Origin of the sequence: Paenibacillus sp. cl130, assembly GCF_900116035.1 — a bacterium.
Classification (GTDB): Bacteria; Bacillota; Bacilli; order Paenibacillales; family Paenibacillaceae; genus Paenibacillus; species Paenibacillus polymyxa_B.
Genome location: NZ_FOYG01000005.1, coordinates 397,533 through 418,432, shown reverse-complemented (window position 1 = coordinate 418,432; position 20,900 = coordinate 397,533). Strand labels below are relative to the sequence as shown.

Sequence of the window (20,900 nt, the reverse complement as noted above, 5' to 3'; positions counted from 1 at the left end):
ACATGGGACAGCTAGCAAATCACTTTTTGCAAACATATGTCCTTATTGTTTCTCCAAATCCAGCAGCTTCGTCTTGACTGGTAAGCCTCCAGCATAACCGACCAAACTTCCGTTTGCACCCGATACCCGGTGACATGGAAACAGAATGGGTAACGGATTTTTGTTATTGGCTCCACCCACAGCACGTACCGCCTTGGCTCGTCCGATCGATTCTGCAATATCTTTGTAGGACACACTTTGTCCGTACGGAATATTTTGTAATGCACGCCATACCTGCTCTTGAAAAGGAGTGCCCCTCAAATCATAGGCTATACTGAATTCCCGTCGTTCTCCCGCAAAATATTCACGCAGTTGGTCCGCGGCTTCGCGCAGTTTTTCCGGCTCCTGCACATAGACATATTCCCCAATCCATGTTCGGGCCCATTGCTGAAGCAGTGCTTCCTTTGCATGAAAAACGCCATAGTCTATTCGGCACAGCCCCCGATCCGTAGCGCACAGCGTCAACGTGCCCACAGGTGTCTCCATCTCATCATAATAAATGGTGGTTGGACCCTGTGAATCTCCGGCCGTTACTTCTGATTTTGGTAATTCAGACGCCTTTTGCTGTTCTGCCTGCTCTTGTTCCTCTAGTTTGGAATGCGCTTGCGCGATCATTTCGCGTACTTGCTCATGTTGTTCCTTCTCTGATGCTTGCTTGATCGCTGTCATAGCGTTCTCCCCTCCTATTCGACTCAAAGCCCACGCCGCCGTGCCTCGTAGCTCGGGACGCGGATCATCCAATAAAACCTCCGTTAACTTGGGCACCGCGCTGATATCCTTGAAATTGCCCAGTCCAATGACTGCATTGCGTTGAATGGGCTTCTTCCCCCGCCAAGCCGCCGCACTTTGTCCAAATCGGTCTTTGAATTCACGGTTGCTCAAATCCAATAACGGCAGCAGCAACGGCTTCACAATTTCAGGATCGGGTGTAAGCTCGGGATGGTGATCCCAATTGAGACCCCGATTTTTGGGGCATACCATTTGGCAGGTATCACATCCGTATAGCCGATTCCCTATCTTCCGCATAAACTCCTCATCCAGAAAGCCCTTCGTTTGCGTCAAAAAGGACACACACCGCTGGGCATTCAGCTGTCCAGGACCCACAAGCGCGCCCGTAGGACAGGCATCCAAACATTTGGTACACTCGCCGCAACCATCCGTTACCGGTTCATCTGGCTGGAAAGGAATGTTCGTCAACAGCTCACCTAGATAAATCCATGATCCCAGCGTCGGTGAAATCATCATCGTATTTTTGCCGCTAAAGCCAATCCCTGCGCGTTCCGCAACGGCTCGATCCGACAATTCTCCGGTATCCACCATGTTTTTCAATATGGCATCAGGTACCCGCTCACTTATAAAAGCCTCAAGCTTTTCCATCGCTTCGCGTAGTACCAGATGATAATCTTTCCCCCAGGCTGAACGTGCCAAAATACCACGGTACTTCCCCTTGTCCGACTTCGGCGGGTCCTTCATTTTAGAAGGGTATGCCACCGCAATAGCAATCAGAGATGCAGGCTGTGAGCCATACAGCTCCGGGTAGATCCGCTTATCAATATCTGGCTCTTCAAAGCCGGATTCATAGCCTTTCGCACGATGCTCTTCCAATATAGCTTTCAGAGACAGAAAGGGGTCGGCGGATGCGAACCCGATGGAGTCGATACCCAGCCCTGGAGCTGCCTCAATAATTTCCTGCTTGAGCGAAGCCCAAGTCGAAGCGGTTCCGGCAGCCGCCTGAGTCAATCCGCGTTGCATCCGATACTCACCTCTCTTCCACTTTTCATCATTACAGATATGAGGATTTGCAAAATTCTCATATCTCAAATTTCAACAGAAAACAGCAGCAGATGCTACCGTAAATTTTTAACAGCACTGGTCGCCAGAAAATCACAGCGATTATTCAGTTCATTGTCACTGTGCCCCTTAACCTTCACATATTCAACCTCATGCTTACCCATCAGTTCCCACAATTCTTCCCATAGTTCCTTGTTCTCCACTGGCTGGTTTTTACTGTTGCGCCAGCCATTACGAAGCCAATTCTTAATCCAGCCCTGTTTGAAGCAATTGACGACATAGGCAGAGTCACTGTGTACTTTCACATGGCAAGGCTCCTTGAGCAGCTTCAGTGCTTCAATCACGGACTTGATCTCCATACGGTTGTTTGTCGTCATTTTCTCGGCACCTGACAGCTCTTTACGATGTTCCCCATACAGCAAAACAATCCCCCAGCCCCCAGGACCCGGATTTCCCGAACAAGCACCGTCGGTATATACCATCACTTCTTTCATCATCCTCTTCCTTTCCTCATCGGTAACCTCCTGCTCCGTCATGGTCCAGATCGGTTCGGACGTGTTCCGCATTAATTTCAGACTTTAGTTGCTCTATAGCCATTTCCACTCAGATATCGGCCAAAATATAAATTCTGCACGTCCCAGTAAATCTTGAGATTTAATGCTGCCAAAATAGCGGCTATCCTTGCTTGCTGCAGTATGGCGATTATCTCCCATGACAAAAAAGTGCTCCGGCTCCACCGTAAAAGGACCATAATCACCATCCTCCACGTCAGAGTTGGTGTAAGGTTCATTTAGCAGTTCACCGTTCACATACAAATGATTATGTTCAACTCGGATTACATCTCCGGGAATACCTATGACTCTTTTCACTAAAAATCTTGGACTCGACAGCTTGGAATCGGGATCTTTTAAAATCACAATGTCCCCCCTGCCCGGATCATGAAAATTATAAACCAGCTTGTTCACGAACAAATGCTGGCTTTCCATTAGCGTCGGCTGCATCGAATGTCCTCTGACCGTGGACAAGTTAAATACAAACAGGTTCAGAAGCAGCAAGACGACCATGGCAATCAGAAGGGTGACTAACCAATCGCGTATGTAACCAGAGCGACCTGCTGGTTTGGACGTTTCCGGCGAGGGAAGCGGGCCTGGCGAAGGAGCCAAAGCGTCCATAATTAAACCTCCTCAACCCTGTTATAAATAGAAAAGCATATCCCGTACCCGATTGCAACGGTTACTCAGATATGCTCTAAATGTAAATATTATACTTAATGTTATTCAATTCTCTTTATTTCGATTCCCGATTAATGAGGCGCCAAAATACTCAGCTTCTGAAAAGCCTGTAAAATCTGGCTTGCTCCATAGCCCATCGCTTCGTACAAAGGCATGGCCGCACTGTTATGCTTGTCCCCTGCTACCCAAATACGGCTAACCTTACGTTGCTGAAAACGCTGCTCCATGGATTCCACAAGCGATTTGCCGATTCCCATCCGACGACGATCCGGATGAATAGCGATACGATAGTAACAACCATCATTCTGATCGATCGTGCCGATCAAAGCACCAACGATCTCACCCTCTTCTTCTGCAACGATGATCAAACCGGAATCCCACGAAAGCTGACGGGCAAACGCACTCACCGTCTCTTTGTAGCACTCCTCTGACAAGGCAATTTGCATGAGTTCCGTTACTGAGTTCACATCACTTAATTGAAAGGAACGAACGTGCATAAGTAATATCTCCCTTTTCGTAAGCATAATAAAAAAATTGAGACAGCACCGTCATTTTTACATAAATCCTTAAATTTCTTATCATGGTGTTAATCACAAGGCATTATGATAAAAATGCATACGATCTGCTATATATGAAATGAAGAACAGGAAAAGGGTGTATGCCCTCAAGTTCGTCATGTCATAGACATGACAGATTATAGCAGACGACAAAAAAGCCGAAATTTCTGCTTCCTTGACCATTAAACCATACTTTTTGATGGAATACATCCCTTTTTCTAATGTAAGCGCTGTATATAAAGCGTTTACATTTTAAAGTTCACAATTTACCTCTTATTACCTAGGTATTATGTATTCCAATCGGGTTTTTGGACATGCTAGCTACCAGGCCGTATTGCCCAGTTTGCTATTTTACAAACAAAAATGTTGATTAAATAGGCTGAATGCGGTTTAATATAACTGTCGAGGGTATTATTACATAGGAACACTTACCCAACCATATAACCAGGAGGGATTTTACTATGGCATTTCAATTACCAGAACTTCCTTACGCAAAAGACGCACTGGAACCGCACATTGATGCACTGACAGTAGAAATTCACCATGATCGTCACCATAACACATATGTAACGAACTTAAACGCAGCTCTGGAGAGCGCTCCTGAACTGCAAAGCAAAAGCCTGGAGGATCTGATCTCCAATCTGGACAGCGTTCCTGAAAGCATCCGCACTGCGGTTCGCAACAACGGTGGTGGACACCACAACCACAGCCTGTTCTGGGAAGTTATCGGTCCTAACGGCGGTGGACAACCGACAGGTGCTATTGCTGAAGCAATCAGCAACGAGCTGGGCGGCTACGACAAATTTAAAGAAGACTTCACTAAAGCAGCTACAACACGTTTTGGTAGCGGCTGGGCTTGGTTGGTTGTCGGCAAAGACGGCAAACTGGCGATCACTAGCACTCCAAACCAGGATAGCCCGCTGTCCGAAGGTCTGACTCCGGTACTTGGACTGGACGTTTGGGAGCATGCTTACTACCTGAAATATCAAAACAAACGCCCAGACTACATTGCAGCATTCTACAATGTAATCAACTGGGATGAAGTAAACAAACGTTACGCGGCTGCAAAGAAATAAGCCAGTAACAACATCTCTATCCTATAATAAAGGGCTGTCTCAAAAGTAGATTTTCTACGAATGAGACAGCCCTTTTGGCATTCCATGGTAAACTGGTGGAGATGATTCTCAAATACAGCTCTGGAGGTTGATGGATGCAGACTTTTTTTCGTTACAACTGGATGATTCGGGAACAATGGTACCGCTGGTGTGAAGAGGTGTCGCAGGAGGAATTACTGAAACAACGCGTCGGCGGAGTCGGCAGCATTCTAAAGACACTCTTTCATATCGTTGATGTGGAGTGGAGCTGGATTCAAACGATTCAGGGCAAACCCGACTTTCAGGAGGACTTCTCTCTGTATGATACGCTCGACAAAGTCCGTGAGCTGGATGCAAAGTTTCGACTCGATGTCGAGCCGTTCGTGCTCGCCTGGCATGATGGTCTGGAACGGAAAAGGTTTGAAGATCACCTCCCGGACGGCAGGATTGTAATTGATGCCTGGGGCGAGGTGATGCGCCATGTCATCGCCCACCAAATCCACCATATTGGGCAGTTGTCCATATGGTCTCGGGAGCTAGGCAAGCCTCCGGTTTCGGCCAATGTAATCGGCAAAGGGCTGATTGAAAGCGATGGTGGCATCGATTAGCTTTAACGAACATACAAGTATATTCATGTGACTCAGAGCCGTCCTCGGTCTTTTTTAACGACTGAGGACGGCTCTTTTACTTTTTCATCTATACTCTCTTGTCCATTCCACGCATATTCTCTTCTTTTAACCGTTTTCATAAAGCCTGATTGTAACTGATTAAGTTATTCAACTTATCAATACTCTCTTGGTTCAGAGTGTTGACCTCTTGCTCTTGATAGCACCGTAAGCCAATGTAAATAATGCTCCACATAACAGGGCAATAAGATGAGCGATGAGATAATTCATATGACCATGGTTCTCTGACGCTGCAATTGCAAAGCCAGGAAGAGCCGTGGTTCCGAATCCTATGGCTGTCAGCTTGCTTAAATATACATATGCTCCCGCAATCATTCCTCCAAGGCATCCAGCAATCAGGGGGAACTTATACTTTAAAGTGACCCCGAAGATCGCTGGTTCGGAGATTCCAAAAAGTACAGACCCGAATGCAGAGTAACCCATTTCTTTAACCTTGGTGTCTTTGCGATTCAAAAGAATATACCCCAAAACGGCGCCCCCTTGAGCCATCAAAGCTACTGATGCCAATGGGTTGATAAAATTTCTGCCTGTATCGGTTAACAGCTGCGCTTCTACCGCACCCATAACATGATGTAAGCCTGTAATAACAATGATCTGCTGAATGCCTGCAAAAAACATAAAACCGAATATCCCAAGGTTTTGCGTCATCCAAAGCAGCGAAACGGTGACCAGACTGGCTAGCTCTCGCCCAAGAGGGCCGATAATCGTAAACAATAGCAGGGAAGAAATAAAGACTGTCAGCAACGGAGCCAAAAATAGTTTAATCATGTCTGGAACCTTTTTGTTAAAAAACTGATCCAACTTGGCTACCACATATCCCATCATTAGAGCAATAATAATACCGCCCTGAAATCCAACCAACTGTACGGGAAGGCCGAAAAGACTGATCGATTCCGGATTTTGACTCCCTTTAGCTACCTCAAAAGCATCTGCCAGTGCCGGATGAAGCATAATCGCACCCAGCACAAGCCCCAGAATAGGACGACCGCCGTATCTCTTGGTTGCGGAATAAACAACAAGCAGCGGCAGGATTGTAAAAATACCCGTGGAAACGATTTGAACGAAGCGATTGATCCCTTGAAAAATTGGATACATCTCCACAATTGACTTAGGACCGAATAACCCCTTCTGACCTAACAGCCCGGTTATCCCCATTAACAATGCGGCAGCAAGAATTCCCGGCATGATCTCAATGAAGACATCTGACAGCGATTTAATGGCTTTTTGAAAAGGATTTTGCTTTAGTGCGGACTTCGATTTGACATCACTTAATGACATATCTTCTGTTCCGGTCAGTTTGGAGAACACGGCATAGATGTTATTGACCAACCCTGCTCCAAAAATGATCTGCAGTTGGTCCCCCGCTATGAAAACGCCTTTAACCAGATCAATATCTTCAATCTTTTTTAATTCCGCTTTTTCATTGTCCTCAAGTACAATTCTTAATCTTGTGGCACAATGGGCCACACCGATAATGTTCTCTTCACCACCGATATATTTTAAAATTTCTTGAGAAATTTGCTTATACTGCTTTTCTTTTGCTTCCATCTAGTAAAACCTCCTCTAGCTGAGTCAGATGTCTTCTTTAACAAATCTCCAGAACATGCCTAAAAAGTCCTGCTTTACCCTGGCAAGCGTTATGCCGACATGCATTAATTCATCACCGCCGAACAGCTCACCGGTTTCTACATTTCTATAAACGTAGTCTGGATTCAGACCTTTGAATTTTAATGTTTTAATCGCGGCAGCAGGTTGGGATAAAATCTTGAAATAGCTGGCTGCCATTTCCATTTGATCCTCTGATACAAAGCTCCATGCGGCTTCATTTTCATCAAACGGATTAATTATTCTGTAAAACTTTCCAAATTGAATAAGCGATCTAATTTCTTTATATAGAGCTATCTGTTTTTTTACTATTTCTTTTTCCTCAACGGTTAATGTCGTCAAATCTAGCTCATATCCAAAATTCCCGGCCATGGCGACATAACCTCTTGTCTCCAAGGGAGTTATTCTGCCCACTTGATGGTTGGGTACTGTGGAGACGTGTGCCCCCATGGTAATTGGAGGGTAGACAAGACTTGTTCCCCATTGAATTTTCAGTCGGCAAATGGCATCCGTATTGTCACTCGTCCAGGTCTGAGGCATGTAATAGAGCATACCGGCATCAAAACGACCTCCTCCACTAGAACAGCTCTCGAATAAGACATGGGGAAACTTTGATGTAAGCTCTTCCATAATATTATAGAGTCCCAGGATATAACGATGCGCCGTCTCCCTTTGTCTCTCAGGCGGCAAGGCTGCCGAACCCACATCCGTCATGTGACGATTCATGTCCCATTTTACATAAGTAATTGGAACGTCCGATAAAATATCGGAAACCGACTTAATAATGTACTCACACACTTCCTTCCTCGATAAATCCAACATCAGTTGATTTCTTCCCAACGTATACGGACGATCAGGGACATGGATACACCAATCTGAATGCTTTCTGTATAAATCGCTGTCTATGGATACCATTTCAGGTTCAAACCACAGACCAAACTCCATACCCAGATTTCGTATGCGGTTTGCAAGATCCGGCAATCCATCTGGAAGTTTGCGACGATCCACCACCCAATCGCCTAATGAAGTATTGTCATCATCCCGTTTTCCAAACCACCCATCATCCAGTACAAACAGCTCCACTCCTACACTTTGAGCCTCCTTCGCCAACTGCTCAATCTTGTCGGCATCAAAGTTAAAGTAGGTGGCTTCCCAGTTATTAATCAGGATCGGCCGCTCCTTGTCACGAAAAGGCCCACGACATAATCTGCTCCTGTATAATTCATGATAAATTCTTGACATGCCGCCCAATCCATTTTCGGTGTATACCATGACCACTTCTGGCGTTTGGAAGGATTCCTCCGGTTCAAGCAGCCATGTAAAATCAAAAGGATTAATCCCCATCGCGACTCTTGTGTTCCGATAGGAATCTACCTGAGCCTGTGCCGTAAAGTTCCCGCTGTACACCAGATTAAAGGCGTACACTTCACCCTGTTCTTCATCTGTTCCTTCTCTTACAAGTGCCATAAAGGGTGCCTGTTGAGGGCTGCTGGCTCCACGGCAGCTGTCTACCATTTGAATTCCGGGTAAAATTTTTCGCCTTGCTATATTTTTTTCATTATTATGCGCACCGTACAAGGTAATTAGTTCGTATTCATCATCACGAAAATCCACACTAGCACTTAACGCTTTAAGCAGTTTTAGCTGCTGCCGACCTTCATTATCGAACCGGACTGAACGGGTGATGACATCCCACTTTTGATATAGGCTATAGGATAGTACAATCTTTACATCAATTAATGGGTCTTCAAGGACGATTTCCAGAGTTTCTACTTCGCCATCATCCTCTGCATAAGTAGAAGGAAGCCCTTTCAATTTGGGCTTGCCTTGGTAAACCTGATGTTCTTTATACCGAAAGTCTGTCACGGTAGAACCATTCTCCAATTGAAGCTGATACGCAGGAATCCTGAAATCACTATTTCCAAATGACGGATATTCTTGTGGGATGGTATCCAGTGAAAAGGCTCGATCCTCACCATCCGGATTGGGTGAAAATCCTCTATCCATAAAGATGATCTTATTGCTTCCCCGATAGTTCTGAATTTTCTTTCCCCAATACAGATGGGCTAAATAACCATCTCGTATAACCTGCATGACATAACTCGTATTGCTGCCTTGTAAATGGAATAAAAGATTCTCTTTATCGATGTGTATAGTCATAGCAACCCCCTTATAGCGCCAATAGTACGTTTTTCAAAAATTATAAATTATGTTGTTTGCTTATTGTTTACATCCTAATAATAATTGAATATTTTTAATAATTATATGGAATAATGTAGACTCTATATGAAACCGTGTGATAATATGCAGAGATGAATTAAGGGGTGAAAACAAATGAGTTCGCACTTTTCCAATCATTCCTATAACAACCTGGATCTCAATTTATACACATGTGGCAAAGAAAGCTGTACCAGCAAACACTCTTATGGTCCAGCCATTCGAAGCGGGTATATGGTGCATTATATTTTAAAAGGAAAAGGGATCTTTAAAGTCAATGATAAAATCTATCATTTGGAGAAAAACGATGCTTTCTTTATTGAGCCGAAGGTTTTAATTTACTACGAAGCAGATGAAGTGGACCCATGGGAATATGCCTGGATTGGTTTTAATGGGGTGCAAGCAAAAGAATATCTAAGCCGGACCTGTATCCATAGGGACAATCCCATTTTCCGCTTGGAAGCGGAGGGCAGCCTTGCCCGCTGTATGGAGAGTATCGTCGTTTCTTCTACACTGAAATCCAACAAAGACCTGCTGCTTGCATCCAAGCTGTATGAATTTCTGTATCTGATGTTTGAACATTACCCTAATCAGGAAGTCAACCATGAGGTAAGACAGCAGCGGTATATTAAAGAAGCGCTTCTCTTCATTCAACAAAACTACTCACACTTCATTACCGTAAGCGACATTGCCAAGTACATTTCAATAGACCGTTCGTATTTGCATCGTTTATTTAAACAGCAACTAAATAAGTCACCGCAGGAATTTTTATTATATTTGAGGATTGAAAAATCGTGCTCCCTATTAAGAAATACTTCCCTTAAAATCGGGGATATTGCTCGGTCTGTAGGGTATAAAGATGTACTCCTATTCTCCAAAATGTTCAAAACAGTCAACAAGGTGACTCCTTCCGAATACCGAAAAAATCCCCCAAAGTAACACACTTCGTTCGCAACTAATATAGGCATATTCCTTCCAGAAAACAGAAAAATAGCGGCAGCATGGAGCAACCTCATGTCCATACTGCCGCTATTGTCAAAAGAAAATAAAGTTCTAGACTGAAAAATAAAGTACTAGACTGACGTTGCTTCATTAAGCTAACGGGCAGGTTAGTGTAATCAGGAATTAACCCTGTTACGTATGTTTTTTCAAGCCCTAAAGGAAAAAGACGCACATAAGTATGTACATAATGTATCTGAGGGGCTAGACTTGCTCACAGCGGAAGACCATTTGGCGCGTTTTCCATCTTGGTTGTATGAGTCTTACCGCGGGAATCGTTCGCTGGTGCTAAAGGAAACCCTTGAGAACGTGCAAGATGAATATGATTACATTATTATTGATACGCCGCCAGCTCTAGGTGATCAGACGATTAATGCTCTGGCTGCTTCTGATGCAGTTGTGGCTATGTTCGAAGCAAGTAAATTTTGCTATTCAGCAATTGGCCGCTTTTTAGAAACATGTATTCATGTGCAAGAGCTGGTCAATAAGGATATGAAGATTGCAGGTATATTACGTTCTCTTATAGATGCAAGACGGACAGATAATAAGGCGTTGATTGAGCTGATCGAGGAAGAATACGGGGAGCTATGCTTTGAAACTATAATGACCCGTACAGCTGCTATAGGGCGCTTATCGATCAATGGGTTCCAAAACAACCCCGAATTAAATCAAGGCTTGAAATTGTACAGAGAATTCGTTAAGGAGCTGATTGAGCGTGTCTAAGATGGACGAGTTAAAAAATAAGATTAGAAGCACATCCGGCAGCAGTGTTCATCCAGAGCTTATAGATACTTCTAAGGAAGTCCAACCAAATCCCAAGCCTAAAAAGAAGAAGTTCGAAGAATTACATTCAAGGGATACCGTATGGATCGAGAATGAATTGAAAAAAAGGCTGGATAAAGAAAGCACCGAAAATGGGAGAGGCGAAAAAACGCGAATTATTAACGAAGCATTAAGGCGTTATTTTTCAACTAACAACTAATTAAGATTTTAAGATTGGTACACGTATACATTTACGTTTGTGTTTACGTATACGAAAATGTATCGTCATGTTCGAATTACTTCTTGCTGACCCATTAATACGTTTGCGGTCAAAAAATATACAACTACTTATGGAGTTATCTGCTTGGATCGCGGATGACTCTTTTTGTTTGGAACATTATAAGCAAACATAAATGGTTACGTATACGTACACAGATACATAAACGTATATGTATACGTATACGTAAATGTTTGTGTTTGTAATTATGTGGCTTATAAAAAGCATACACCGAAATTCGCCATTTTCAGAGTCGTAGGGGTCGGAGTGTGAGCTATAAGGGGCAGTACCAGCGAACGTGACACTACCCGCAAAGTAGTTACCATCAATTTCCATATGTTTGCACTTCATGACAGCTATGCTAGTTCAAATTGCGCCTTGGAAACGGATAAAGTTCCGATTTTGTTAACGGCATTGGAACATTAACTCCAAACAAGCAGTAAATGGGCACATTGAACCAGAATAACGAGTGCAAAGCAGAACTATGGTTCTGATACCAACAAAAACCAGAACTTTTCAATGGTTTACTTTGCGGGGTGTGACAGCTTCGCTGGTACTACCCCGTTTTGAAAGAAAAATCTCGTGAGGAACTGAACAGGAGACTGGAGGCTCTAATATCAAGAAAAAAAGAGGGGTTCACCGCCCCTCTTTGCTATATCCGCCAATACATCTCAACTATTAGTCTTTCCTGACCAACAGTGAGCAACACTCCACATGTGTCGAGTCAAGGTTGTCTTCCGTATACCGGGAACGTATTTTCATATCTTTTTCCCCATTCGCTCATTTGGACGATAATCGGTCGGAGTGTTTCACCACATTCAGTAAGGGAGTACTCAACACGAGGGGGTATTTCCGGATAAATCTCTCGATGAACTATTCCATCTTTTTCTAGTTGATTTAATTGAAGAGTCAACATCCGTTGTGAAATATCCGGTATCAACCTCCGAAGTTCATTATAACGCCTCTTATTTTCTAACAGATAGTATAAAATGAACCCTTTCCATTTTCCTCCGATGACATCTAAGGTGATTTCCATAGAGCATTTCTCTGTGGTTCGAGTATCCAAAATTAAAAGCCTCCTTTTGCTTATTATTCTAACAGATTTTATTCTATCTAACAGAAATGTGCCTTCTTCCATAATTAAAAACCTCTTATTATACTCAAAGTACAGCTTATATAAAGGAGTGATTGTTTTGGATAATAACAACAAAATTAAAGGAGAAGTAGATCCTTTTCAAAAAATCGGGAACGAAATAGGAATTCTTGTTGTACATGGTTTTACAGTAACTCCACAAAGCATGCGCCCTTTAGCAAATGCTTTTGCTGATGAAGGCTATACTGTTAATCTTGTAAAACTGAAAGGACATGGGGAAACCCCTGAAAAATTAGCTGCCACTACAAAAGAGGATTGGAAAGCATCCGTTTTAGAAGGTTTGAACTGGTTACAACAACACACAAAAATACAGTTTGTTATTGGTCAATCAATGGGAGGTGCTTTAACCCTGTTTCTCGCACAAAGGGAGCCGCTTTCTGGAATTCTTCTTATTAATCCTGCAATTATTATACCTGAATTTGAAAAGATAACCAAGGAATTCTCTCCTTCTGAATATTTAGATGGAATTGACTCAGATATTAAAAACAGCAATGTAAAGGAAATTGCATATTCAAAAATTCCGGTTTCTTCTTTTCAAGAGGTTATCAATTTAGTAAAAGAAGTTCGTAATAATGTTGCGCAAATAACTTGTCCAGTTATGATATTTTCTTCTGTCGAGGACCACATCGTTCCCCCTAGTAATTCAGACTGGATATACAGTCAAATTCGTTCATCTGAAAAATCATTAATTAAATTGGAAAATAGTTTTCATACCGCTTCACTGGATAATGATCAAAAGAAAATAATCAATCATAGTATAGATTTTATAAGTAAATTTTCTAATTAAGAAAGTTGATAAACTAGAGAATCTCGAACTAAGTCCGAAATAATACTAAGTGTGTTTTCATCAAACTTTTTTATAAAACGGAATGTTCTTTCAAAAAGAGTCTGTAAAATAGATTGTGTAAACTCCCAAAACCATTAAAATGGTAATCAAAGAAAGGTTGGGGAGAACACATGGGACTTTGGACGAAACAGCAACTGAGAGCGTTCATCAAAGAGAATAAGCTGGTGACGGCTCAAGATGCGTAGAAGGCTTTAAAAGAGTTATTTGCTGAAACTTTGCAAGAGATGTTGGAGGCCGAGCTGGATACCCATCTGGGCTATGAGAAACATGAAGTCCAAGCCAAAACTACACGCAACAGCCGTAACGGAAAAAGCAAGAAAACGGTGGTGAGTGAATACGGCGAACAGGAGATCAGCGTCCCTCGGGATCGGTTGGGTGAATTTGAGCCGCTGGTCGTGAAGAAACATCAATCGAATGTCACCGGCATCGAAGACCAGATCGTTGCGCTCTATGCCAAAGGAGTCAGCACACGGGAGATTCAAGATCATTTACAGCAGCTCTACGGGATTGAGGTTTCGCCTACGCTCATTTCCAATGTGACGAACAAGATCGTACCGCTCATTCAAGAGTGGCAAAATCGGCCGCTGCAAGGCGTATATGCGGTCGTCTTTCTGGACGCGATTCACTTCAAAGTCAAGCAAGATGGAGCCATTGTGAACAAAGCGGCGTACATGGTCATTGGTATCGATCTGGACGGAAACAAGGATGTACTTGGGATGTGGATCGGCGAGAACGAGTCGGCTAAATTCTAGCTTAGCGTCCTGAATGAGCTGAAAAACCGGGGCGTTCAAGATATTCTCATCACGTGTGTGGATAATCTAACGGGCTTCTCTCAAGCGATTACGGCTTGTTATCCCCAGACGGAAATTCAGAAGTGCATCATTCATCAAATCCGCAATTCCACTCGGTATGTCTCGTATAAAGACTTGAAAAAGGTGACAGCGGATCTCAAACCGATCTACAAAGCCACAACCGAAGAAGCCGCTCTGGCTGAATTGGATCGGTTTGAAGAAGCCTGGGGCACGAAATATCCACTCATTGTTCAATCGTGGCGCAAGAATTGGGATGAGCTAGCGACCTTTTTCAAGTATCCACCGGAGCTTCGCAAGCTCATTTATACCACGAACATCATCGAGAGTTACCATCGCAAGCTTCGAAAAGTCACGAAGGGCAAGAGTATTTTCCCGAGCGATGAAGCCCTGCTCAAGATGCTTTACCTGGCTACGATGGATGTCGTTCGCAAATGGACAGGTCGGGTTCAAAACTGGGGACAAATGCTGCTTCAATTGTCTATTTTCTTTCCAGACCGTGTCGGTCAGCACCTGCGATAAGGGGTATTCCCCCACTGGTAACGTATTCCAAATGAGTTTACACAAAATTATTGACAGACCCCCGTGAGCTGCTAGAAGATCCAAATTCACTTATTTTCTGAACAATCACATACAATAAAAAATGCCTGTATGATTAGCAGAACGTTTCATCCTCATGTATTTGTGGTATAATGGATACAATAAGAGTAGCCGTGATGCGCTAACATCACGGCTACCCCGACAAAGGCCGCTGGGCAACCACGGCGAGATTTCAGTTCAATACGAAATGAAAAACCACCGGATTCCTAGGCTCCCATACCTATTCCCGGTGGTTTTTCTTATCTTTGCGTGATTGTTTCCATGCCTGAACCAAAGTCTTCAGACCAGTAGTAATACTGACCACCTTCAGCACAGCGTCAAGAATCTTCACGATCAAATCAAGAGACACGGCAACACCCCCTTTCGGGTAGCTTCGCCGTGTCATTCCCACCGGTTACCTTGTCTCTCTCATTATAGCATATTTTGGATTCATGATATATCCTGCGGTAAGCTGGAGTACATGCGTTCCAAAAGTTCAGAAGCTTCATATAAAGTAGACGGCTGCGCCTCTCTTATATCGAATCCTCCACGCAACATAGCTTCTGTAAAAGCTACAGGGTCAAAATGGGGCGAATTATTACGATCCACTGAAACAACAAGAAGTTAATGACCGTGGTCCGGGTTATACCGTCCCGACTATTGGACTTAGAGTAAGAAAAAACGCTAAGCCTGTCATGTCCGAAGGCTTAGCATATATTTTCGTTAAAATGGGGAAGCTTTTATCGACAAGCTGTTTCTGGGAACTCTACCGGAAGCAGCTTATTTAGCTTTTTGCTTTGATACTCTTCAGTGTAGGCTAAACAATTCAAAAAGCATTTTCTTTGATCAGAAAAAAATTCATTGTGCGGTTGTGTAGTTACACTCCCCAACTCCTATATAAGTGTAGGGGATAAATCGAGCAAAGTACATGAATCTCAAAAGTTTATGTCTTCGCAGTTTCCCTTTATCGCTTAAAGAATATTCAACTTTTGGTGGGATTTGAGAATATTCCTGACGTATTATTAATTGTTCTTTTTCTAATTCTTTCAGTTGCTTGCTTAACATTTTATATGTAATCCCATTAATGGATCTTTTTAATTCATTGTATCGCATCACTTTATCTCGTCCTAAAAAGAAAATAATTAACATCTTCCATTTTCCACTCATAATGGAGAGGGTATATTCAAACGATTCCAATCCATTGAAATTTTCATTGCTCTCGTTCATTCTAACACTCTCCTTTTGGATAGTAACTCACTAAAAAGTGCATACTATCTTTTAATCACATTATAGACTATCCTTTGATTATTACTACATCAATAAATTTTCGCAACAAAGGAGTTTTTCAAATGAATAATAAGCAAAAAGTAATATTAGTCACAGGTGCAACTGGTTTACAAGGAGGAGCGGTGGCACGGGAAGCATTAAAGCAGGGATTTAAAGTTCGTATTTTAGTTAGAGATTAAAGTCTTCCAAAGCACAGGCACTTATTGAAAAAGGGGTAGAAGCTGTAGTGGGTAACTTCGATGACCCTTCTTCTTTGGAAAGAGCCATGCAAAACGCAGATGCGGTGTTTTCCATGACAAACCCTGCCAATCCTGGTACGGATACTGAGCGACAACAGGGATATGCATTAATTCAATCTGCATTAAACAGTGGAGTTCAACAGTTTGTTCACACCTCCGTTGCAGCCACAAGCAGATATACAGAATTCCCAGAATGGGGAACAGGTTATTGGTTTGAAAAATATTGGACAGATAAATGGGAAGTAGAGGAAGCTATTCGTAAAGCAGGATTTTCATCATGGACTATACTTAAACCAGCCAATATGATGGATAACTTTCTCTATTCTGAACATGGTAAGTTTATGTTTCCTCATTTACAACAAAGAGAACTAAAAACAGCTATACTTCCCGATACACGATTAGATTTAATTACAGCAGATGATGTAGCTACTTTTGCTTGTGCCGCATTTAATAATCCCGAGAAATTCAATGAAAAAAATATTGAGTTAGCCTCAGAGTCCCTTACAATGGATGAGGTAGCCGCTGTACTCTCTAATGTAACGGGAAAAAGGCTTACAGTGTATTCACTTAGTCCCGAAGAAGCAGTAGACCAAGGTATCTTTCCAGGGGTGGTACGATCCCAGGAATGGGATAACGAAGTGGGATACAATATAGATATTGATTCGTTAAAAACTTATAATCTTAAATTAACCTCGTTTAAAGAATGGGCAGAGAAATATAAAGACAAGATTAATATCGGTTAGTCCCCTACTGGAAAACACAACAATAACACGCAAAATCCTCATCATAAAACAAAAAGATGAGGATTTTTATTATACCGTTTAATATATTATGTTTTGTTATTTGGGACAGTACTGAGCTAACGGGAAACGTTAGTTCAATGGAAACAGCGACAGTCTAGGACTTTATTTTCTCGTCCTTGGTTGTCGCTGTTTCAATTTTCTAGCCTCAGTCTAATACTTTATTTTTTGCTGACAGCTATTCAATTAACATCAGTTCTCTTTTTGCTTCGCATAATACTCGGTGATCAGATCGAGGAATACCTTGGGAAACGCCAAGGTGGCCATATCCGCTTCGCTGATCCAGCGGTACCCCGCTGGCAGCACATTGCGCGTGTGCTCCGCCTGCTCAGCCAGCGTAATCAATGCACCCGGCTTCGCTCCGGTGCTGTAGCTGGCCCGCTGCTCGGCAGCCAGCGGATATCCTCCCGCCTCCCCGGCAGGGGCGGCGACCTCTTCACACTGGAACACACGCAGGTTCCAGTGAATGTGGCTGAACGTGTGCTCCGCCTCACGTACAAACCGCACCGGGCGCGCAAGCACGCCCTCTGCCAGCAAATGAGCCGCCAAATGGTCCATGGCGGGCTCATCCGGCACCGGGCCGTTGTAGCCCTCCGGCCCGGCAAGCTCATGCGGCAGCTCCCACATGCGGGCCAACAGGCCCTTGGCCGGGCGCTGCCGTACGAGCAAGCGGCCGGCGTTCGCTCCGCTGCCCTCGATGAGAGCAACGGAGCGCGGCTCCAGCCGCGGCGGCTTCGCCTTGGTCTTGACTGGCAGTGTCTCCTCGCGACCTGCCAACCTGCCCGAGCAATGCTCCATGACTGGGCAGGTCAGACAATGAGGCGACTTCGGCGTGCAGACCAGCGCCCCCAATTCCATCAGAGCCTGATTAAAATCAGAGGCTCTTCCTTCGGGAATCAGCTCCCGTACCAGACTTTCCATATGCGCCCGCGTGCTGCCCTTCATAATATCCTCTTCAATGAGAAAATAACGCGACAGCACACGCATCACATTCCCGTCCACAGCAGGCTCTGGTCGGTTAAAGGCGATACTCATAATCGCCCCCGTTGTATACGGGCCTACTCCTTTCAGTGCAGCGACAGCTTGTGTATCATCCGGTACCTGCCCGCCGTGAAGCTCAACTACTTGTTTTGCCGCAGTTTGCAAATTCCGGGCCCGCGAATAATAACCCAGCCCTTCCCAGAGCTTAAGCACATCCTCTTCGGGTGCTTCCGCCAGCGCTTCAATTGTAGGAAAACGTGCAATAAAGCGATTAAAATACGGAATGACCGTATCCACACGCGTCTGCTGAAGCATAATTTCCGAGATCCAGATATAAAAAGGATTCCGATGGCGGCGCCACGGCAAATCGCGCTTGTTACGTGTATACCAATTCAACAGTTCAAAGCTGAAATAACGCTTTTGTTCCAATGTATTTGTAGTCATCACATCACATCTCCTTATATTCGACAATCACAAAAGCAGAGGCAATGTTAGGCTGATGTGTAATACTCAAGTGAATGCTGTAATTCGAGTCACCTGTAGACGGCAACCTCAGTCTATCCCACGCGGATGAAGACAAATAAACTACTGGCTTCCCCCCAGGTTCCGGTAAAATATCCATATCGCCGAACCCGATGATTTGCCCAATTCCGCAACCGAAGGCTTTCGTTATGGCTTCCTTGGCGGCAAAGCGCCCTGCTACGAACTCCGTTAGTCTACCCTTGCGTTCCACAGCAAGCTCGCGTTCTGCCGGGGTCAGCACTCGATTCAAAAACGCATCTGCATATTTACCTGCCAAAATATGAGCCATACGGCTTATTTCCAGCACATCATGTCCAATTCCGTAGATCATTTGGGTATTCCCCGTCCTTTTTACTTTACTGGATCTATTGTAACAGTGCGTCCACACCCTGGCGAGTCACAAAGGCGTAAAAGCGGCACCAAAATATGTTAAAATAAGAAAGGCTATAGGTGAATGTTTTGAAATTCAGCTGATATGCTCATTTAAAAAATTCCCGTAGAAAGGAAGGATAGGATGTCAGAAACCATTATTGTTGAAGCAGGTACCGAAGCAGGGACTGATGCGGTGATCCGGGCTTCCTGGTTTCCCGCTAAAAATACAGCCAAAAGCCTGCTCATCATCGCTCACGGCTACAAAGGATTTAAGGATTGGGGCATGTTCCCCTATATAGCAGAAGCATTGAGTATGGATAACCATGTTGTGACCTTCAACTTTTCACATAATGGCATAGGTGAGGATCTAGAGAATTTTACCGAGCTGGAAAAGTTCGCACGCAACACCTATAGCCGCGAACAAGAGGATTTGGAACTATTGCTATCCAATCTGAGAGCACGTCATGAGTTCAGAGAATTGCCGTTGTTTCTGTTAGGACATAGCCGAGGCGCGGGGAGCTGCTTTGTATATGCTCTAGATCATCCCGGTGAGATTGCTGGCGTCATTTCATGGAATGGCGTGACAGATCTTGATCTGTTTACTTTACCGCAAAAAGAAGAAATGCGCGCCAAGGGGCGCAGCTATGTGGAAAACGCCAGAACCGGACAACAGCTTCCGCTGGATGCTGTCATTCTGGAAGACCTGGAACAAAATCGCCAGCGTTTTGCCATTGTAGACAGACTTGCCAACAGCCAGCTCCCAGCTGTACTGATCCAGGGAACCGAAGATTCCAAACGTCTACGGGAAGGCTCTGCCCTGCTCACTTCCGTTCGTCCCGACATCGAATGGGTACAAATTCAAGGCGGCACTCATACCTTTAATACCGTTCATCCATTCCAGGGAGGCAGTCTTCCACTCGATCAGGCGATTACCGAAACTCGCCGCTTCATTGAGTGGATCGCCAATTAATTATTGCCCCTTCAATACAAACGGCGATCCGCCGGGCGGATCGCCGCATTTATTTACTTCAGGATTTTGCAAAATTCGATTCCAGTCGCTCCAAGTGCAATATATAGACGAACTAGACCATTTCGATCTATATATTGTTTATTGAAAATCGCTTATTGGATTTTTGCAAAATCCTCACTTGAGCATTTTTACAATTCCATAATGATTAATGCTTACACTCCTGGGATGCTTGTCCGCTTATGCGCTGTACGTGTAAAGAAGCTTTCCAGCTTTTCGCGTGCCGCCGGGTCAATTTCCTTGCCTTCTAGGTAGTCGCTGTTTGCTTCGTAGGAGATCCCCAGTTCTTTTTCATCCGTCTGGCCTTCCCACAATCCTGCTGTAGGCGCTTTGTCCAAAATGGCCTGCGGAACTCCGAGATAGCTGGCCAGCAAGCGCACCTGACGTTTGTTAAGCGTGCTAAGTGGCGTAATATCGACCGCTCCATCGCCCCATTTGGTATAAAAGCCTGTGATGGCTTCTGAAGCGTGATCTGTGCCAACGACGAGCAGATTCAGCTCATTCGCGAGTGCGTACTGAACCACCATACGTGTTCTTGCCTTTACATTCCCTCTCACTTGCGGAGTAATGGAACGCTCCAGACCGATATCCTTTAACGTATGCTCCACTTCCACGGCAACCTTGTCCACGGCTTCCTTAATGTTCGTTTCCCCAGCATATTTCAGGTCGAACGCTTTGGCTACCGCGTAGCTATGCTCGATATCTTCCTGTTGGCCATATGGCTGGAATACACCCAGCGTTTTGTATTCGTCCCCTTGCTCCTGCGTCAACTCATCTGTAGCCCGCTTGCACAAAGCGGCTGCTACGGCACTGTCAATCCCGCCACTGATGGCGATCAACAGCCCTTTGCTTCCCGTTTTCGTTACATACGACTTGAGGAAATCCACACGCTTGCGGACCTCCGCTTCTACGTTAATCGTAGGCTGTACTCCCAATTCAGCAATAATCTGTTCCTGCAAACTCATCAGATAAGCACCTCTTTTTTAGGAATTTCCTTCACAAGCCAACATGCAAAAGCCCCGGCA

At 44.2% G+C, this 20,900-nt stretch carries 21 protein-coding genes and 1 pseudogene; 10 read left to right on the top strand and 12 right to left on the bottom strand.

Features of this window, described 5'->3' with window-relative positions; genetic code table 11:
• Positions 1 to 42: 42 nt before the first annotated feature.
• The 4 genes from queG to BM358_RS16525 all read right to left on the bottom strand — a co-directional run bounded on the left by queG (position 43) and on the right by BM358_RS16525 (position 3,559).
• Complete coding sequence (queG, locus tag BM358_RS16540) at positions 43 to 1,791, bottom strand: tRNA epoxyqueuosine(34) reductase QueG (RefSeq protein ID WP_028541010.1); 1,749 nt, start codon at positions 1,789 to 1,791, stop codon at positions 43 to 45.
• 95 nt (positions 1,792 to 1,886) lie between these two features.
• Positions 1,887 to 2,324, bottom strand: coding sequence for a ribonuclease HI (rnhA, locus tag BM358_RS16535; protein WP_023986996.1), 438 nt, complete (start codon positions 2,322 to 2,324; stop codon positions 1,887 to 1,889).
• 93 nt (positions 2,325 to 2,417) lie between these two features.
• Positions 2,418 to 3,002, bottom strand: coding sequence for a signal peptidase I (gene lepB / locus BM358_RS16530; RefSeq protein WP_028541011.1), 585 nt, complete (start codon positions 3,000 to 3,002; stop codon positions 2,418 to 2,420).
• 131 nt (positions 3,003 to 3,133) lie between these two features.
• Positions 3,134 to 3,559 (bottom strand): GNAT family N-acetyltransferase, encoded by a 426-nt coding sequence (locus BM358_RS16525; RefSeq protein WP_023986994.1) that lies wholly within the window; start codon positions 3,557 to 3,559, stop codon positions 3,134 to 3,136.
• 521 nt (positions 3,560 to 4,080) lie between these two features.
• On the opposite strand from BM358_RS16525, the gene BM358_RS16520 reads away from it, so the two are divergent.
• Together BM358_RS16520 and BM358_RS16515 are read left to right on the top strand one after the other, a co-directional pair.
• On the top strand, positions 4,081 to 4,695 hold the full coding sequence (locus BM358_RS16520; protein ID WP_023986992.1) for a superoxide dismutase: 615 nt from the start codon (positions 4,081 to 4,083) through the stop codon (positions 4,693 to 4,695).
• Between the two features lie 134 nt (positions 4,696 to 4,829).
• Positions 4,830 to 5,321 carry a DinB family protein gene (locus tag BM358_RS16515; protein ID WP_028541012.1) on the top strand — a complete coding sequence of 164 codons (492 nt, stop codon included), beginning with the start codon at positions 4,830 to 4,832 and terminating at the stop codon, positions 5,319 to 5,321.
• 192 nt (positions 5,322 to 5,513) lie between these two features.
• Here BM358_RS16515 and BM358_RS16510 read toward each other — a convergent pair whose 3' ends face one another.
• Together BM358_RS16510 and BM358_RS16505 are read right to left on the bottom strand one after the other, a co-directional pair.
• The gene (locus BM358_RS16510) at positions 5,514 to 6,947 is read right to left on the bottom strand and encodes a PTS transporter subunit EIIC (protein WP_028541013.1); all 1,434 of its coding nucleotides are present in this window, start codon (positions 6,945 to 6,947) and stop codon (positions 5,514 to 5,516) included.
• A gap of 24 nt (positions 6,948 to 6,971) precedes the next feature.
• Complete coding sequence (locus BM358_RS16505) at positions 6,972 to 9,164, bottom strand: alpha-galactosidase (RefSeq protein ID WP_028541014.1); 2,193 nt, start codon at positions 9,162 to 9,164, stop codon at positions 6,972 to 6,974.
• Between the two features lie 174 nt (positions 9,165 to 9,338).
• On the opposite strand from BM358_RS16505, the gene BM358_RS16500 reads away from it, so the two are divergent.
• From BM358_RS16500 to BM358_RS16490, 3 genes are all read left to right on the top strand, one after another.
• Positions 9,339 to 10,160: an AraC family transcriptional regulator gene (locus BM358_RS16500; protein WP_028541015.1), complete on the top strand. Its 822-nt coding sequence runs from the start codon at positions 9,339 to 9,341 to the stop codon at positions 10,158 to 10,160.
• Positions 10,161 to 10,361: 201 nt separating this feature from the next.
• The gene (locus BM358_RS16495) at positions 10,362 to 10,943 is read left to right on the top strand and encodes a ParA family protein (RefSeq protein ID WP_231517147.1); all 582 of its coding nucleotides are present in this window, start codon (positions 10,362 to 10,364) and stop codon (positions 10,941 to 10,943) included.
• A 1-nt stretch (position 10,944) separates the two neighbouring features.
• Entirely contained in the window at positions 10,945 to 11,202 is a 258-nt protein-coding gene (locus BM358_RS16490; protein ID WP_231517160.1) for a hypothetical protein, read from the top strand.
• Between the two features lie 781 nt (positions 11,203 to 11,983).
• Here BM358_RS16490 and BM358_RS16485 read toward each other — a convergent pair.
• Positions 11,984 to 12,295 (bottom strand): winged helix-turn-helix transcriptional regulator, encoded by a 312-nt coding sequence (locus BM358_RS16485; protein ID WP_155990448.1) that lies wholly within the window; start codon positions 12,293 to 12,295, stop codon positions 11,984 to 11,986.
• A 157-nt stretch (positions 12,296 to 12,452) separates the two neighbouring features.
• Between BM358_RS16485 and BM358_RS16480 the strand changes: the two genes are divergently transcribed.
• Positions 12,453 to 13,199 carry an alpha/beta hydrolase gene (locus BM358_RS16480; protein ID WP_049828366.1) on the top strand — a complete coding sequence of 249 codons (747 nt, stop codon included), beginning with the start codon at positions 12,453 to 12,455 and terminating at the stop codon, positions 13,197 to 13,199.
• A 170-nt stretch (positions 13,200 to 13,369) separates the two neighbouring features.
• Positions 13,370 to 14,590: pseudogene (locus BM358_RS16475) on the top strand (IS256 family transposase).
• Positions 14,591 to 14,888: 298 nt separating this feature from the next.
• Here BM358_RS16475 and BM358_RS26555 read toward each other — a convergent pair.
• A complete protein-coding gene (locus BM358_RS26555) occupies positions 14,889 to 15,053 on the bottom strand; it encodes a hypothetical protein (protein WP_155990451.1) in 165 nt (54 codons plus the stop codon).
• Positions 15,054 to 15,505: 452 nt separating this feature from the next.
• The gene (locus tag BM358_RS16470; protein WP_081819198.1) at positions 15,506 to 15,874 is read right to left on the bottom strand and encodes a winged helix-turn-helix transcriptional regulator; all 369 of its coding nucleotides are present in this window, start codon (positions 15,872 to 15,874) and stop codon (positions 15,506 to 15,508) included.
• Between the two features lie 122 nt (positions 15,875 to 15,996).
• Between BM358_RS16470 and BM358_RS26660 the strand changes: the two genes are divergently transcribed.
• Together BM358_RS26660 and BM358_RS16465 are read left to right on the top strand one after the other, a co-directional pair.
• Positions 15,997 to 16,113, top strand: coding sequence for an NmrA family NAD(P)-binding protein (locus BM358_RS26660; RefSeq protein ID WP_081819199.1), 117 nt, complete (start codon positions 15,997 to 15,999; stop codon positions 16,111 to 16,113).
• A gap of 47 nt (positions 16,114 to 16,160) precedes the next feature.
• Positions 16,161 to 16,916, top strand: a complete 756-nt coding sequence (locus tag BM358_RS16465) for an NmrA family NAD(P)-binding protein (RefSeq protein ID WP_049828367.1) — start codon at positions 16,161 to 16,163, stop codon at positions 16,914 to 16,916.
• Positions 16,917 to 17,165: 249 nt separating this feature from the next.
• On the opposite strand, the gene mutY is transcribed toward BM358_RS16465, so the two are convergent.
• Positions 17,166 to 18,398 (bottom strand): A/G-specific adenine glycosylase, encoded by a 1,233-nt coding sequence (mutY, locus tag BM358_RS16460; RefSeq protein ID WP_028541018.1) that lies wholly within the window; start codon positions 18,396 to 18,398, stop codon positions 17,166 to 17,168.
• 4 nt (positions 18,399 to 18,402) lie between these two features.
• On the bottom strand, positions 18,403 to 18,807 hold the full coding sequence (gene acpS, locus BM358_RS16455; RefSeq protein ID WP_028541019.1) for a holo-ACP synthase: 405 nt from the start codon (positions 18,805 to 18,807) through the stop codon (positions 18,403 to 18,405).
• 183 nt (positions 18,808 to 18,990) lie between these two features.
• Here acpS and BM358_RS16450 point away from each other — a divergent pair, with 183 nt between their 5' ends.
• Positions 18,991 to 19,818, top strand: coding sequence for an alpha/beta hydrolase family protein (locus BM358_RS16450; RefSeq protein ID WP_028541020.1), 828 nt, complete (start codon positions 18,991 to 18,993; stop codon positions 19,816 to 19,818).
• A 212-nt stretch (positions 19,819 to 20,030) separates the two neighbouring features.
• Here the strand turns inward: BM358_RS16450 and nadE are convergent, their stop codons facing one another.
• Entirely contained in the window at positions 20,031 to 20,840 is an 810-nt protein-coding gene (gene nadE / locus BM358_RS16445) for an ammonia-dependent NAD(+) synthetase (protein ID WP_025722646.1), read from the bottom strand.
• Positions 20,841 to 20,900: the final 60 nt, after the last annotated feature.